Annotated in this window: 14 protein-coding genes; all 14 read right to left on the bottom strand. The window is 57.5% G+C overall.

The genetic code is table 11. From position 1 onward, the window contains the following. Nucleotides 1–101: 101 nt before the first annotated feature. Nucleotides 102–1,154: an HTH-type transcriptional regulator EutR gene (eutR, locus tag I6L54_RS08405; RefSeq protein ID WP_005121920.1), complete on the bottom strand. Its 1,053-nt coding sequence runs from the start codon at nucleotides 1,152–1,154 to the stop codon at nucleotides 102–104. Nucleotides 1,155–1,202: 48 nt separating this feature from the next. Beyond that, entirely contained in the window at nucleotides 1,203–1,748 is a 546-nt protein-coding gene (locus tag I6L54_RS08400) for an ethanolamine utilization microcompartment protein EutK (RefSeq protein WP_005121919.1), read from the bottom strand. Between the two features lie 11 nt (nucleotides 1,749–1,759). Further along, nucleotides 1,760–2,419 (bottom strand): ethanolamine utilization microcompartment protein EutL, encoded by a 660-nt coding sequence (gene eutL, locus I6L54_RS08395; RefSeq protein ID WP_040233508.1) that lies wholly within the window; start codon nucleotides 2,417–2,419, stop codon nucleotides 1,760–1,762. A 9-nt stretch (nucleotides 2,420–2,428) separates the two neighbouring features. Further along, nucleotides 2,429–3,325, bottom strand: coding sequence for an ethanolamine ammonia-lyase subunit EutC (eutC, locus tag I6L54_RS08390; protein WP_005121916.1), 897 nt, complete (start codon nucleotides 3,323–3,325; stop codon nucleotides 2,429–2,431). A gap of 20 nt (nucleotides 3,326–3,345) precedes the next feature. Then, nucleotides 3,346–4,707: an ethanolamine ammonia-lyase subunit alpha gene (eutB, locus tag I6L54_RS08385; protein ID WP_005121914.1), complete on the bottom strand. Its 1,362-nt coding sequence runs from the start codon at nucleotides 4,705–4,707 to the stop codon at nucleotides 3,346–3,348. A gap of 11 nt (nucleotides 4,708–4,718) precedes the next feature. Beyond that, complete coding sequence (eutA, locus tag I6L54_RS08380) at nucleotides 4,719–6,122, bottom strand: ethanolamine ammonia-lyase reactivating factor EutA (RefSeq protein WP_005121913.1); 1,404 nt, start codon at nucleotides 6,120–6,122, stop codon at nucleotides 4,719–4,721. Next, nucleotides 6,119–7,351, bottom strand: coding sequence for an ethanolamine utilization protein EutH (eutH, locus tag I6L54_RS08375; RefSeq protein WP_003038023.1), 1,233 nt, complete (start codon nucleotides 7,349–7,351; stop codon nucleotides 6,119–6,121). The genes eutA and eutH overlap by 4 nt, the downstream gene beginning before the upstream one ends. Before the next feature lie 119 nt (nucleotides 7,352–7,470). Further along, on the bottom strand, nucleotides 7,471–8,658 hold the full coding sequence (gene eutG, locus I6L54_RS08370; protein WP_005121912.1) for an ethanolamine utilization ethanol dehydrogenase EutG: 1,188 nt from the start codon (nucleotides 8,656–8,658) through the stop codon (nucleotides 7,471–7,473). Beyond that, the gene (gene eutJ / locus I6L54_RS08365; RefSeq protein WP_005121911.1) at nucleotides 8,648–9,487 is read right to left on the bottom strand and encodes an ethanolamine utilization protein EutJ; all 840 of its coding nucleotides are present in this window, start codon (nucleotides 9,485–9,487) and stop codon (nucleotides 8,648–8,650) included. Before eutJ ends, eutG begins: the two co-directional genes overlap by 11 nt. Nucleotides 9,488–9,499: 12 nt before the next feature. Further along, a complete protein-coding gene (locus I6L54_RS08360) occupies nucleotides 9,500–10,903 on the bottom strand; it encodes an aldehyde dehydrogenase family protein (protein WP_005121910.1) in 1,404 nt (467 codons plus the stop codon). Between the two features lie 11 nt (nucleotides 10,904–10,914). Continuing rightward, nucleotides 10,915–11,202: an ethanolamine utilization microcompartment protein EutN gene (gene eutN, locus I6L54_RS08355; RefSeq protein ID WP_005121909.1), complete on the bottom strand. Its 288-nt coding sequence runs from the start codon at nucleotides 11,200–11,202 to the stop codon at nucleotides 10,915–10,917. A 121-nt stretch (nucleotides 11,203–11,323) separates the two neighbouring features. After that, a complete protein-coding gene (eutM, locus tag I6L54_RS08350; RefSeq protein ID WP_005121908.1) occupies nucleotides 11,324–11,617 on the bottom strand; it encodes an ethanolamine utilization microcompartment protein EutM in 294 nt (97 codons plus the stop codon). A 41-nt stretch (nucleotides 11,618–11,658) separates the two neighbouring features. Further along, nucleotides 11,659–12,675 carry a phosphate acetyltransferase gene (gene pta / locus I6L54_RS08345; protein ID WP_005121907.1) on the bottom strand — a complete coding sequence of 339 codons (1,017 nt, stop codon included), beginning with the start codon at nucleotides 12,673–12,675 and terminating at the stop codon, nucleotides 11,659–11,661. Continuing rightward, nucleotides 12,672–13,475, bottom strand: a complete 804-nt coding sequence (gene eutT / locus I6L54_RS08340) for an ethanolamine utilization cob(I)yrinic acid a,c-diamide adenosyltransferase EutT (RefSeq protein WP_005121906.1) — start codon at nucleotides 13,473–13,475, stop codon at nucleotides 12,672–12,674. Before eutT ends, pta begins: the two co-directional genes overlap by 4 nt.

The raw sequence follows: 13,475 nt of genomic DNA, 5'->3' as shown, positions 1-13,475 counted from the left end.
CGTAGGCCGGATAAGACGCAAGGCGTCGCCATCCGGCAGCGCAGCAACCACAATTGCCTGATGGCGGCGAACGCCTTATCAGGCCTACTCAAGCTATACCATCACGCCCACTGGCGCATGCGCTGATGCAGCGTCAGCGACGGTTTCTCCGCAAACAACTGCTGGTAGTCGGTCGCAAACTGCCCTAAATGCCAGAATCCCCACTGCATGGCAGCGTCTTTCACCGTGGTACTTTGCGACCACGGGCTTATCAGCTCGCGACGCACGGCGTTCAGGCGAATGCGTTTTAACCAGGCATTCGGTCCAATGCCGAGGATTGCGTGAAAAGCGTTTTGCAACGTCCGGCGGCTGACGTGCAGCTGGTTACACAGGTCGAGCACGGTCAGCGGTTCTGACATATTTTCCAGCACGTATTCGCGCGCCCGCGACAGTAGGCGGCGATAGCTCTGATGGCTGATGCTCTCAGCCGTGATTATCGGCTGCGCTTCCTCCAGCATGGTGCCCATCGCCAGCAGCAGGTTATCGCCCAACACTTTGCGCACCGCAGGCTGATGAAGATTCGCCGGATTTTCGCTGAACGTTGCCAGCGCCTGCTGCACAAAGCCCCAAAGGGCGGCTTTATGTTGTTCTTTCACCTCCAGCGCCGACTGGTTGCGCAGCATATGCAGCACCCTTTCCGGGTTATGCAGGAAGTTAGCCTGACGGGCAATCGCCTCTTCCGAAATAACGACACCCAGAATGGTGTAATCGTCCGGCGTACTCAGTTCAAACTCTGTCCCACCTGGACGGGTAGCGATTTCAGCGCTACCCAGACACTGGGTACCAATAAATCCCTGTTCGCCACGGGTGGCCGGAATACCAAACCAGAACGAGTTCGGCCAGACCAGACACGACTGACGCAGCGCCAGACCGGTGTATTCACGGAACACCTGAATATCGTCGAGCAGGATTTCCGTGAACTCGCCATGAAATTTTCCCGGATGTAATTGGTCGTAGATCTGCTGCCAGGCGGTAATCGTCAGCGCATGCTCATACACATCCGTTGTTCGCCGCTGGTGAACGTTGTCCACCTCCACTTTCGGCGTAAGTTTAACGTCTTCGGGTAATGCTTCATGATAAAGATGGTGCAGGTTTGCAGTACGGGTCTTTTTCATGATCTTTTAAGCCGGAAGCTTCAACGAAGCCCCCGGCCCTCCGACAGGTTAATTTTTTAAGCGATAGCGACTACTGCGTTTACGCAACGCTCCGTCAGAAAAGAGCTGTTCCAGCGCCTTTCTGGCTTCATCAAGTGACCAGCCAAAGTGGGCAGCCACTTCCCCTGCCGTCACTCCCTGACGGACCGATGTTAACAGCGCCAGCAATTCATCAGAGGATTCAGATGACACAGATGCTTCCTGCGTCTTCTCTGGGGCCTCATCTGACTTCACTTCAGGCTTCTGCTCTGGTTTCTTCGGTTCTGGTTTCTTCGGCTGGCGCGTAAAACCGCCGATCAGCCACTGGGTGTCATCATCCGGCCGCCCTATCTCCTTGCGGCTGACAACACGTCCTGTACGCGCTGCGGCTGCGCTTCCGGCATCCAGCGCTGCACGACACGCGGCCAGATCGCCTTCCACCACCAGAGTCAGCCTGCCAGGATCCAACACCTGGTGACTGAGCAGACGCACGTTCGCGGCTTTCAGCATGGCATCCGCCGCGTCTACGGCAGCCACCATGCCATCCACTTCCAGTAATCCCAGTGCATTGATCATTGCAACCTCTCTTACGCGCGCTGGACAGGATTACGGGCAATATCCAGAACAGCATCAGCGAAAGCATTACAGGCAGCTTTACAGGCAGCCTGGCTACCGGTTAAAAACGCCGCTGAGTAGTTGGTTTCTGACGGCGGCGGCACATAGGTGACAATCTGTACATCGGCAGATTTAAGCGCAGCATCAATACCAAATGTTGCTTCCAGCGGCGGTGCCACCAGATACGCCATCGGATCGCCAAGTCGGCATCCTGCGGTCGCCGAGAGATACGAACCGGTACGCGAAACCACGTGCGCAAGGAAGGCGGTATCTTCTGCGTCATTGGCCCACTGGAACGCCGCGCCGCTTTCGATATTGGCGACCATGGCGTCCAGGCCGGCGCGAACTTCGGCCGGGTTCGGCCCGCCGAGCATGATCAGCACTTCGCCCGAGGTTGGAGAGGGACTGTGCGCCGCGCCGGCATACAGCGAGCGGCCATAAACCACTTCCACCATCGCCTGTTTTGTCGCTTCGTCTGCGGCAATATACGCCACGTCATCAGAATCTGCTGTGATGAGTCCGAGACTACGTATATGTGGCGGTAATTTAAGTTCACGGGCAAAACCGTCATTTACCGAGGCAATCACGCGCATTGCGGTGACTGAAGGTCTAATCAAATCTAATGCTGGCATGATGCCTCCTTAACGGGTCATATTGATGCCGGACGCTTTTTGCTCCAGCATGCGCTTGGCCAAATCCACGATCACCGCCGCCGCTTCAACCGGTGGCGTACCGCCCTGGTGAATATTGGAGATACAGGTACGATCAGCTTCAACGGTCGTCGCCACGCGTGGCGAATAGACGGCATAGCAGGACAGACTTTCCGACTGGCCGAGGCCCGGACGTTCCCCAACCAGCAGGATCACTGCTTTCGCTCCGAGCAGTTCACCGATCTGATCTTCGATTTTCACGCGGCCATAGCGAACAAAGAACGGTGTCCCGACTTTTAATCCGGCCTGTTTTAAGCCTGACAACAGCGGCGGCAGGATCTCTTCGTAGTTAGCGGTGATGGCGTCGGTAGACAGACCATCAGAGATAATCACCTGCACATCCGGGTTCATTACACACTGTGATTTCAGCGCTTCAATGGCTTCTGCGCTCAGACGACGCCCCATGTCCGGGCGCGTCAGATACAGATTTTTGTCGCTGATTTCTGAGCGTACTTCCAGCAAGCCTTGCGCTTTCACCCACTCTTCCGGTACTTCTTTCAACACTGTATCTTTTGAACGCGAGTGGTCAGCCAGGAAGCGCAGCAGCGCCTGAGTGCGCGGACGCGGACCGGCACGACCGGTACATACACGCGCGGCGGTGCTGCGGCGCAGCTCGGTCAGCACTTCTGCGCGATGCGGGTTCTCAACGCCAATCCACGCTTTCGCTTCGGCTGAACCTAAGTCCATCGCACAGCTTTCACCCGTTGGTGCGGCGCACTGCGTAGTGCTGCATTTCGTTTCTGGTGACGGCGCTTGAGCCTGCGGCTGTGACTCCCCCATTGACGCCATTACACTGCGTACAATTTCTTCAATCTGTTTTTGATCCATCGTATGTCATCCCCGCGTCATCAGAAGAACAGTGACGGATCGCCCGCCCGTTTGGTCAGGCGACCGTTTGCCATAATGCCCATGGTTTCCAGCCAGCGTTCAAACTCCGGTGACGGACGCAGGTTCAGCAACTGGCGCACGGTCGCGGTGTCGTGGAAGGCGGTGGTCTGGTAGTTGAGCATGATGTCGTCACCGAGCGGCATGCCCATGATGTAGTTGCAGCCAGCGGTGGCGAGCAGAATCATCAGGTTTTCGTTGAGGTTCTGGTCAGCATCAGCATGGTTGGTGTAACAGCAGTCGCAGCCCATTGAGATGCCGCTCAGCTTGCCCATGAAGTGATCTTCTAAGCCCGCGCGAATAATCTGACGGTCGTTGTAGAGATATTCCGGCCCGATAAAGCCCACCACGGTGTTCACCAGGAACGGATCGTAGTGACGCGCCAGCCCGTAGTTACGCGCTTCCATCGTCACCTGATCGGCGCCGAAGTTAGCGCCAGCGGAGAGCGCAGACCCTTGCCCGGTTTCAAAGTACAGGCAGTTTTCCCCGGCGATACGATTGAACTCCGCGCCCACTGCACGCGCCTCATCCAGCATCGCCAGCTCAACGCCAAACTCTTTTAAGCCTTTCTCACTGCCGCAGATACTCTGGAAAATCAGCCCGCCCGGCGCACCGCGACGAATTGCTTCGATCTGGGTGGTGACGTGCGCCAGTACGCAGCCCTGGGTCGGAATATTGAACTTGTCGATAACGCCATACACGGTATCGAGCACGCGGCTTAAGTTTTCCACGTCATCCGTTACCGGGTTAACGCCGATCACCGCATCACCTGCACCGAAGGACAACCCTTCGTAGATTTGCGCGGCAATACTCTGCACGTCGTCACGGGTATCGTTCGGCTGTAAACGACAGCTGAAGGTGCCCGGCAAGCCAATGGTGGTGTTGGCTTTTTTGATCACCGGCATTTTTTTGCCACCGTAGATCAGATCCGCGTTGGAGCAAATTTTAGCCACGCCTGCGACCACTTCTGACGTTAACCCTTTGCGCATAAACGCAATGTCATCGACAGAGGTTTCATCACTCAACACGTACTCGCGCAGCTCACTGATGCTCCAGTTTTTGATGCGGTTATAGGCCGTTTCGTTGACGTCATCCTGAATCAGACGCGTGACGCAGTCCTCTTCATAGGAAATCACCGGGTTATTGCGAATATCCGCCACCGTCATTTCCGACAACACCTGTTTGGCCGCCACGCGCTCCTGCGAACTGGTTGCAGCTACCCCTGCCAGCACATCCCCCGAACGCAGTTCGTTGGCTTTTGCCAGCACCTCTTTTACATCCTTAAACTGATAAACATTGCCGAACAATGTGGTCTTTAGTTTCATAAGTCGTTCCCTCAGGAAGGAAATGCGAGTGATTTCACCGTCACCGGCACAACCGATCCGCCAAAAAGAGGCGTACCAATGTCGATATAGTCCCCCGCCCGGACAACCACCTCATCGATGACCGCCAGCGGGTGTTGCTGTAACTGTGGGCGTAACAGCATGCCCAGGGCTTTACCAAAATCCTGCTCGGCTACCACCAGCAGGGGATGCGGATTCGGATAGCGCGCGACAAAGGCCAGCAGTGCATCAATCACCGTTAACAGCGCGGCGTAGCGCACCGGTAACGAACCTGGCAGCGCCAGCACGTAGGCGTCGGTTTTCGGGTCAAGGTCGAGCTGCAGCAGCGCCTGCTGCCAGGCCGCCACCAGATCAGCCTCATCAACCGGAATCGCCACCGGCAGATTGCGCAGCGGAAGCGCCACACCCTCCAGCCAGATAGTGCTGCCCGAAAGCGACAGCGTATGCGCCCCGGCGCCAATCACCGTGGCGCGCACGGTTTGCGCCGGAAACTGCACGTTCATCTCACGCAGGCGCGGATGTTCATGCAGCGCCGTTGCTAACAGCGGCCCAATGTCGGAAAAACAGAACGGATCGGCAGGTTGGTTGCGGTAGCACTCACCCACCCCGCCGGACAACGTAATCACTTCAGGCTTCACGCCAACGGGCAGCAGACCGGTTTGCATCAGCGCCTGCGCCAGCGGTGAAAGCGTGCCATCAATCACCTCCACAATCAGCGCAGCCATCCGTCGCGCCACCTGAACAAGCTGCGCCGCATTGAGAGTTCGGGCATCAGTGCCTGGACCAAATACGTCATCAACAATCATTTGTCCTGGCTGATGCGCGTGAACCACGCGCCCCTGGCCGTCCGTTTCCAGTAGCCGTCCGCCGACGTTCAGACAGGCCGAGCCGCTGACTTTTCCCGCGTCGAACAGCACGTAGTTCGACGTCCCCCCGCCGATGTCGATATTCAGTACACGGCACAACTTCTGCTCTGACAGAGTCTGGGCACCCGCACCATGACCAGCAATCACCGATTCCAGATGTGGGCCAGCGCTTGCCACCACGAAGTCGCCCAGCGACTGGGAGAGCGTCATCACCGCCGGACGAGCATTGCGGGTTTTGGCGCTTTCTCCGGTAATGATGATCGCGCCGGAATCGACGCTCTCTGGCGCAATCCCTGCCGCCTGATACTGGGCGAGGATCAGTGCTTTCAGTTCGGCCTCTTTCAACCCGCCCTGCTTATCAACGGGGGTAAAGAACACCGGGCTTTGCCAGCTAATTTCGCGTTTGATGAATTCGTAGCGCGGCACCTGCGACACTGCCGCACGGTTAACCAGCTCAAGGCGCGAGAAGATCACCTGAGTAGTTGTGGTGCCGATATCGATACCGACGCTCAGTAGCTGGCGAGTGTTCACGATTGCGCCTCCGGATTGGTTTCTGCTGGTGCCGGAACATCTTCGTCTTTCGGTACTAACAGCATAGCCACGCCAATCGCCGTCACGCCGCCGATCAGCTTGCCGACAATCATCGGGAAGATCATGGCGTTCATGTTGGCAGCGGCGAAGCCTAAGTGGTCACCCAGAGCGAAGGCCGCTGAGACCGCGAACGCGCAGTTGATCACTTTGCCGCGGGTATCCATGTTTTTCATCATGCCGAACATTGGGATGTTGTTGGCAAGCGTTGCCACCATACCCGCAGCCGCAATGTTATTAACTTTCAACAGGTTGCCGACACTCATCAGCGGTTTTTCAAACCAGCGGGTCAGCAGCAGCACCATCGGATAGGCACCCAGCAGCACACAGGAGATAGAACCGATAACTTCGATGGCGCGCATCACTTCACCCGGCTTATCGCCTGGCGCCATGAAAATAGGATCAAGACCCGGGATCAGCTCCCAGCCGAGCAGGAATTTAATCACCGCAGCCGCCAGACCAAGGGTGATCAGCGCTACCAGGAACTTGGCGAAGATCTGGAAGCCGTTGATCATTTTTTCCGGGATGAATTTCAGTCCCAGCGCCACCAACACGGCCACGATCAGCACCGGGATCATGTTCATCAGGATCAACGCAAAGGTGAACTCCACCGGCTGACCGTTGATTTCCACGCCGGAGTACATCGCGACCAGACCACCCGCAATACAGCCAATCGGAATGGTGACGATACCGGCCAGCACGCCCAGCGCCAGATAACGACGGTCAGACGGTTCAATAATTCCCAGCGCAACCGGAATGGAGAACACCAGCGTCGGTCCCATCATCGCGCCGAGGATCAGGCCAGAGTACAGCCATGCCGCAACGTCGCCGCCCGCCAGTTCTTTCGCCAGGAAGAAGCCGCCCATATCGCACGCCAGCAGCGTTCCGGCAAACATCGACGGGTTCGCGCCCAACATTTCGTACAGCGGAATAATCACCGGCCCGAGCACATGCGCAAGTACCGGCGCCAGCGCGGTCATACCGACCATCGCCAGGCCCAGCGCGCCCATTGCCATAAAGCCTTCTTCAAACTGACCGCCCGATCCCTCAATGCTCTTACCGAACTTACCGAGGAAGCGCGCCGAACCGCCGAACTGCGACAGGATCCTGTCCACGGCGGCAATCAGCATAAAGAACATCATGATGTACATGATGATTTCGTTAATTCCCATAGCCCCTACTCCCTGTCATTTGTGATTTGTAGGCCGGATAAGACGTTTACGTCGCCTCCGGCATTAACGCCGTGTTATTGCCGGATGGCGGTGCGAGCACCTTATCCGGCCTACAGGCATTACCCGGCAGCCGCGTACAGGTCGATAATCTGTGCCTGCGTGGCGGTGCGTGGGTTACTGCGAATACAAATATCCTCCAGCGCGGCGTGTGCCCATGCGCTGTAATGCTCGGGTTTTGCCCCAACGTCAGAGAGGCGTTTGGTCTGGCCCACTTCGCTAATCAGCTCGCTGACGGCGTTGATGGCATCACGATCGTCCGACTTCTTGTTGGTTAACGCCCTGCCGATATGGCTGAAACGCTCACGACACACCATGCGGTTGAATCCCATTACCGTGGGCAGCAGCATGGCGTTAGCCTGTCCGTGCGGGATATGCAGCGTCGCACCCGGTTGGTGCGCCATCGCGTGACACAGGCCCAGCCCCGCGCTGGAAAACGCCATTCCCGCCATGCAGGACGCCAGTAACATGCTTTCCCGCGCCGCCAGATCATGGCCGTATCCGACGGCCTTCGGCAGCGATTTACCAATCATCGCAATCGCGCCAATCGCCAGGCTGTCGGTAAACGGCGTCGCGTTCAGCGCGCTGTACGCTTCAACGGCATGGGTCAGCGCGTCAATACCAGTCATTGCCGTCACGTGCGCGGGAACGCCCTCCGTTACAGCGGCATCCAGAATGGCGACGTCCGGCATCAGGGTTGCATGCGCCAGCACTTTTTTAAGTCCGGTGGCGGCGTCGATAATCACCGTAACGTTGGTGGTTTCTGACCCGGTTCCGGCGGTGGTTGGCACGGCAATCAGCGGCAGACGCGGGCGCAGCACGCTGTGCTCCGTCATGTCAGCCAGCGTTTGCGTCGGGTTGGTCACCAGCAGCGCCACTGCTTTAGCGGCATCCAGTACAGAGCCGCCGCCAAAGGCCACCACGCCGTCACATTTTGATTCGCGCAGTTGCGCGACCGCCGCGCAGACGTCCGTAATACACGGCTCGCCGACCGGACATGGCCACAGCGTCATTGCCACGCCTTTCATCGCCAGGCTACGTTCCAGAGCGGCGGTCATCCCCGCCTGATGCAGGAAGCTGTCAACCATGACGAACATATGCGTCAGTCCGCGCGTTTGCGCTTCCTGTCCGCAGGTGCTGAGCGCTCCCAGTCCGCATAATGTGACCGGTGGAACGCTGAACGTTTTTACGCGTTGCAGATTCAGGGCATCGAATGCCTGAAAGAGCGCGGTCTGCAATTCAGCTTGCATAGATTCCTTCCGCTTTTACTTTTCCGCTATTGGCAATCGCCAGCGGGGTCATAAACAGACTGTGCTGCGGTAAATGCACCTGCAGCTCCGGGAAACGCTTACGAAAAAGCTCATCAACACCCGGCTGCATACAGGACCCACCGGCCAGCCATAAATCCGTAATCCCTTGTCCGGCAATATGATGGGCGACGATTTCCGCCATCTTTTCGTAAACCGGCTTAACCACCGGCCAGATTTCTTTGCCATTGCTGCGTTTGAACTGCTCGGCTTCTTCCAGTTGAATACGACGGTTCCCGGCGAGCGTCAGGGAAATGTGGTGCCCACCGGTCGCTTCGTCAGCGGAGTAAGTCACTTTGCCCTTTTTCACAATGGCGATACCGGTCGTACCACCGCCGATATCGACGACTCCGGCGTTATCAAGCGCCAGCAGATCCGCCACGGCGGTTGGCTCATCCAGCACACGGCTCACCTCAAGCCCGGCGGACTCCAGCACGTTGATGGAGATACGCGGATCAGTGCCCGGCGGGAATGAGGTAGCCGCATGAGTAAAGCGGCAACCCAGTTGTTGCTCGAGCGTATCGAGATGGCGACGAACAATGGTCACAGCACCGAAGAAATCCCAGACGATGCCATCACGCACGACGTCAGCCCAGTCCAGACAAACCGCAACCGGCTGCCCATCGCTGTCGACAACCATCGACACTACATCACAGGTTCCCAAATCAACGCCCAGCCACAGCGGTGAATCGCTTACGGCAGGCGTCTGGTTACACAGCGATGCCGCTTTTTGCAGTCTGGGTGTGAGCCACAGTTGTTCGTCATGCGCCATCTCTTTCACTCCTTATACGATGCGAAACGCATCCACCAGCACACAGCGACGCAGGCGTACAAACGTGCGCGCACTGGTCACCCCTTCCCCGGTTGGCGTGGTAATGGTCATGGTCGTCCAGCCTTCGCCGCCAAGCCCAAGACCGGCAATGCACGGTCCGTTCTTGACGAAAATGCTGGTGTCGATGGCGTTAGCCATACGGTTCATGTTGTCGATGTTGCGTGAGTGCATCGCCGCCGTATGGTGACAACCACCTTCGAGCGTAACGGCCAGCGCAATGGCTTCGTCAACGTTAGCCACCCGCACCACCGGCAGCACCGGCATCATCAGTTCAGTCACAGCAAACGGATGCGTGGCGGAGGTTTCGACGAACAACAAGCGGGTTTGCTCCGGAACGTTCAGGCCGATCGCCGCGGCGATTTTTGCCGCATCGCGCCCGACCCAGTCACGGCTGACCGTGCCTTTACCACGCTCATCGACATTTTTCAGCAGTACCGGTTGTAGCTGTTCAGCCTGGGCGGTCGTCAGTTTGACCGCGTGCTGGCCCTCCATCAGACGCATCAGTTCATCAGCAACGCTATCCACGACGATCAGCACTTTTTCATCGGCACAGATAATGTTGTTATCAAACGACGCGCCTTTGACGATGGACTGCGCGGCGCGAGTCAGATCGGCCGTTTCATCCACCACCACCGGCGGGTTACCGGCACCTGCGGCAATCAGACGCTTGTTGGTATGCTTACGCGCAGACTCCACCACCGCTTCACCACCGGTGACGACCAGCAGTCCGATGCCCGGGTACTTGAACAAACGCTGGGCGGTTTCGATATCCGGGTTAGCAACGGTAACCAGCAGGTTCGCCGGACCACCTGCGGCGACTACCGCCTGGTTAAGCAGGCCGATCGCGCGCTGAGAAACGCCTTTTGCTGCCGGATGCGGCGCAAAGACGACGCTGTTACCCGCGGCAATCAGGCTGATGGCGTTGTTAATGACGGTCGCCGCCGGGTTGGTGGACGGCGTTACCGAAGCCACCACGCCCCACGGTGCGTTTTCAATCAGCGTCAGGCCGTTATCGCCGGTCAATACCTGTGGAGACAGGCATTCCACGCCCGGTGTGCCGCGAGCCTGCGCCACGTTTTTGGCAAATTTATCTTCAACGCGTCCCATGCCTGTTTCACTGACGGCAAATTCCGCTAATTCTCTGGCGTGTTTTTCACCCGCTTCACGAATGGCGTGAATGGCCAGTTGGCGCATAGCAACGCTTTTCAGCCCCTGCTGGGCCACTTTTGCTGCCGCCACTGCGTCATCCAGGGAGGCAAAGACGCCCATTTCTTGAACGGCACTGACGGGTTGACTGCTGTCTTTCATTTTCAGCAGCACCGCTTTCACGACCTGTTCAATATCCTGTTGATTCATGATTTTCTGCCTTATTTGTGAAATACCACTTTCCCACCTGCCACCACTTCATCGACGATGCCAATCACGCACAGATCGACAGGCGATGAGTCGTTATGGTGCGCCTGGCGGGCTGAGCTTCCACTGACCAGCAGCACCCACTCTCCGGTTCCCGCCCCGATGCTGTCTATCGCAACAGCGCACTGCCCGTCGGGATTTCCCTGGGCATCAATCATTTCCACCATCAGTAACTTGTCGTGCGCGAGCCCCTGATGGCGAACGGTACAAACAATTTGTCCTGTGACGATTGCCAGTTTCATACCCGCCTCCGTGGCATATTTCAGGTAAAACCTCCCCCTACCCTCCGCAGAAGGTAATGTGAAAAGGAGAGAGGGTGACGCCAGCTTTCTCTCAACGATCCAGTGGCGTCACATGGACGACTTACATATCGTTGCTGTCGCCTTTGAAGCTGATCGGGAACACTTCTTCCAGATCGCCATGCGGACGCGGGATAACGTGTACAGAAACCAGTTCACCGATACGCTGCGCGGCAGCAGCGCCGGCATCCGTAGCCGCTTTGCAGGCTGCCACGTCACCACGAACCATGGCAGTACACAGGCCGCCACCGATTTGCTTCACGCCAACCAGTTTCACGCGCGCCGCTTTAACCATCGCGTCAGAAGCCTCAATCAGTGCAACCAGGCCCCGGGTTTCAATCATTCCTAATGCTTCCATTGTGCTTTCCTCTTAATCAAAGGGGTCCAGAACGGGACCGTTCATTCAACCAGTGTTTGCGAGACGCTTTCACGGCTCACGTCAGTCTGGCGCGGCACAGCTGCCACCAACGCCAGTTCGATAATTTCCTGTACGCTACAGCCGCGAGAGAGGTCGTGAAGCGGTGCGGCAAGTCCCTGAATCAAGGGACCAACGGCACGATAACCTCCCAAACGCTGGGCGATTTTATAACCAATATTGCCTGCCTCCAGCGATGGGAAAACCATCACATTGGCATTGCCCTTTAACGGACTGGCGGGCGCTTTTTGCGCAGCGACATCCGGCACAAAGGCAGCATCAAACTGCAGTTCCCCATCCACGGTGAGCTGTGGGGCACGCTCACGAACGATCTCCGTAGCCTGCTGCACGTTAGCGACATTGGGATGACGAGCACTGCCGTTGCTGGAAAACGACAGCATGGCCACGCGCGGCTCTTCACCTGTGATCGCCTTCCAGGTTTCAGCGCTGGCGATGGCGATGTCCGCCAGCTGTGCCGCGGTGGGCTGCGGCACAACGCTACAGTCTGCAAATCCTAATGACGGCCCGAGATACTGCGGCAGCATCAGGAAAATTGACGACAGCGTTTTGCAGCCAGGCTGTAATCCAATAATGCGCAATCCTGCACGCAGTACGTTTGCCGTTGACGACAGGTTGCCCGCAATACATACATCGGCTTTACCCGCACTGACCATCGCGGCGGCAAACATCAGCGGATCGTTGAGCTTCTCGCGCGCATCCGGCGGCGTTTTTTCGCCCGCGCGGGCCAGCCAGCGTAGGGCAAACTCTTCACGCATCTGTACATTGCTTTGTGGATCAATAACCTGAATACCGTCCATGGCTACGCGATGGCTGAGCGCAAACTGGCGTAGCGCAAACGGGCTGGCGACGAGAATCGGGCGCGCCAGACCGTGCTGGTGCAGGTAATTAGCGGCTTTCAGCACCCGTACATCCAGCGCATCCGGGAACACCACCCGAGCCGGCTTTTGTTTAGCGAGTTGGCGAGCACGTTCAATGATCATGACTTCTCCCCCAGTCGCTGTTGGATTTGGCTGACGCTTAGCGGATGCTTCGCCACGCTCAGAATCATCATTACGTAAACCGTGCTTGAAAGACGGTTGAGCGCCTGCAGAATGTCCGGTCGCAAGACTTCAAAACTGCGGGTGATAAACACCTGAGCGGCCACCGTTTCCGTTTCGCGGACTTTAGTGCGCAGCAGATTGAGCAACGCGCAATCACGTCCGTGGCTGGCTTCCGGCACCAGATGATCGTGGTCCAGGTAACGCAGCGGCTGATGCGAGAGCCGGTGTAAATCTTCGTCGCTCAAGCCAACAATAGCTTGTGCGGCCAGCGGTTCGTCCACAGCATCAGCACGCATAATGTTGCCCAGGCGCGAGCGAATATCCGCCAGCCACGGCTGCCAGGGTTCCGCCAGTTCAATTTGTAACCACACGGCCAGACCAATGGTGCTGTCCAGCGCGGCGCGAAATCCAAGTCTGGGGTCACTTTTGGCGACCATTTTGTCCGCCGTCAGATGCGTCAGCGTGTCAGGTTTCTTCGCCACCGGTTGATGACACAGTTCACAGGTCGCCTGCGGATGTGTATCGCTGCTGGTTAAACCATGCACCGGCTGCGGCTGCTGTTCCTCGTCGTCAACAAACAAGCTTCCCTGCTCGTCGATATACTTAATGCGCAGACGACGGCTTTCCAGCAACTCCCGGGCAGACGGCGTCAGGCGGGCATCAGCGGGGAGATGAATTTCAGCCCCTTCGCTGAGCGTATGATTCGCTCTGAGCCATGCTTCGGTAATGAAATCCTTCAT

This window comes from Citrobacter pasteurii, assembly GCF_019047765.1.
GTDB lineage: Bacteria > Pseudomonadota > Gammaproteobacteria > Enterobacterales > Enterobacteriaceae > Citrobacter > Citrobacter pasteurii.
The sequence above is the reverse complement of the archived record's forward strand: the minus strand, read 5'-3'. Positions and strand labels throughout refer to the sequence as shown.

Coding starts and splice junctions, on each gene's coding strand:
- eutR (WP_005121920.1), bottom strand. CDS start 1,154: ATGAAAAAGACCCGTACTGCAAACCTGCACCATCTTTATCATGAAGCA.
- I6L54_RS08400 (WP_005121919.1), bottom strand. CDS start 1,748: ATGATCAATGCACTGGGATTACTGGAAGTGGATGGCATGGTGGCTGCC.
- eutL (WP_040233508.1), bottom strand. CDS start 2,419: ATGCCAGCATTAGATTTGATTAGACCTTCAGTCACCGCAATGCGCGTG.
- eutC (WP_005121916.1), bottom strand. CDS start 3,325: ATGGATCAAAAACAGATTGAAGAAATTGTACGCAGTGTAATGGCGTCA.
- eutB (WP_005121914.1), bottom strand. CDS start 4,707: ATGAAACTAAAGACCACATTGTTCGGCAATGTTTATCAGTTTAAGGAT.
- eutH (WP_003038023.1), bottom strand. CDS start 7,351: ATGGGAATTAACGAAATCATCATGTACATCATGATGTTCTTTATGCTG.
- eutG (WP_005121912.1), bottom strand. CDS start 8,658: ATGCAAGCTGAATTGCAGACCGCGCTCTTTCAGGCATTCGATGCCCTG.
- eutJ (WP_005121911.1), bottom strand. CDS start 9,487: ATGGCGCATGACGAACAACTGTGGCTCACACCCAGACTGCAAAAAGCG.
- I6L54_RS08360 (WP_005121910.1), bottom strand. CDS start 10,903: ATGAATCAACAGGATATTGAACAGGTCGTGAAAGCGGTGCTGCTGAAA.
- eutN (WP_005121909.1), bottom strand. CDS start 11,202: ATGAAACTGGCAATCGTCACAGGACAAATTGTTTGTACCGTTCGCCAT.
- eutM (WP_005121908.1), bottom strand. CDS start 11,617: ATGGAAGCATTAGGAATGATTGAAACCCGGGGCCTGGTTGCACTGATT.
- pta (WP_005121907.1), bottom strand. CDS start 12,675: ATGATCATTGAACGTGCTCGCCAACTCGCTAAACAAAAGCCGGCTCGG.
- eutT (WP_005121906.1), bottom strand. CDS start 13,475: ATGAAGGATTTCATTACCGAAGCATGGCTCAGAGCGAATCATACGCTC.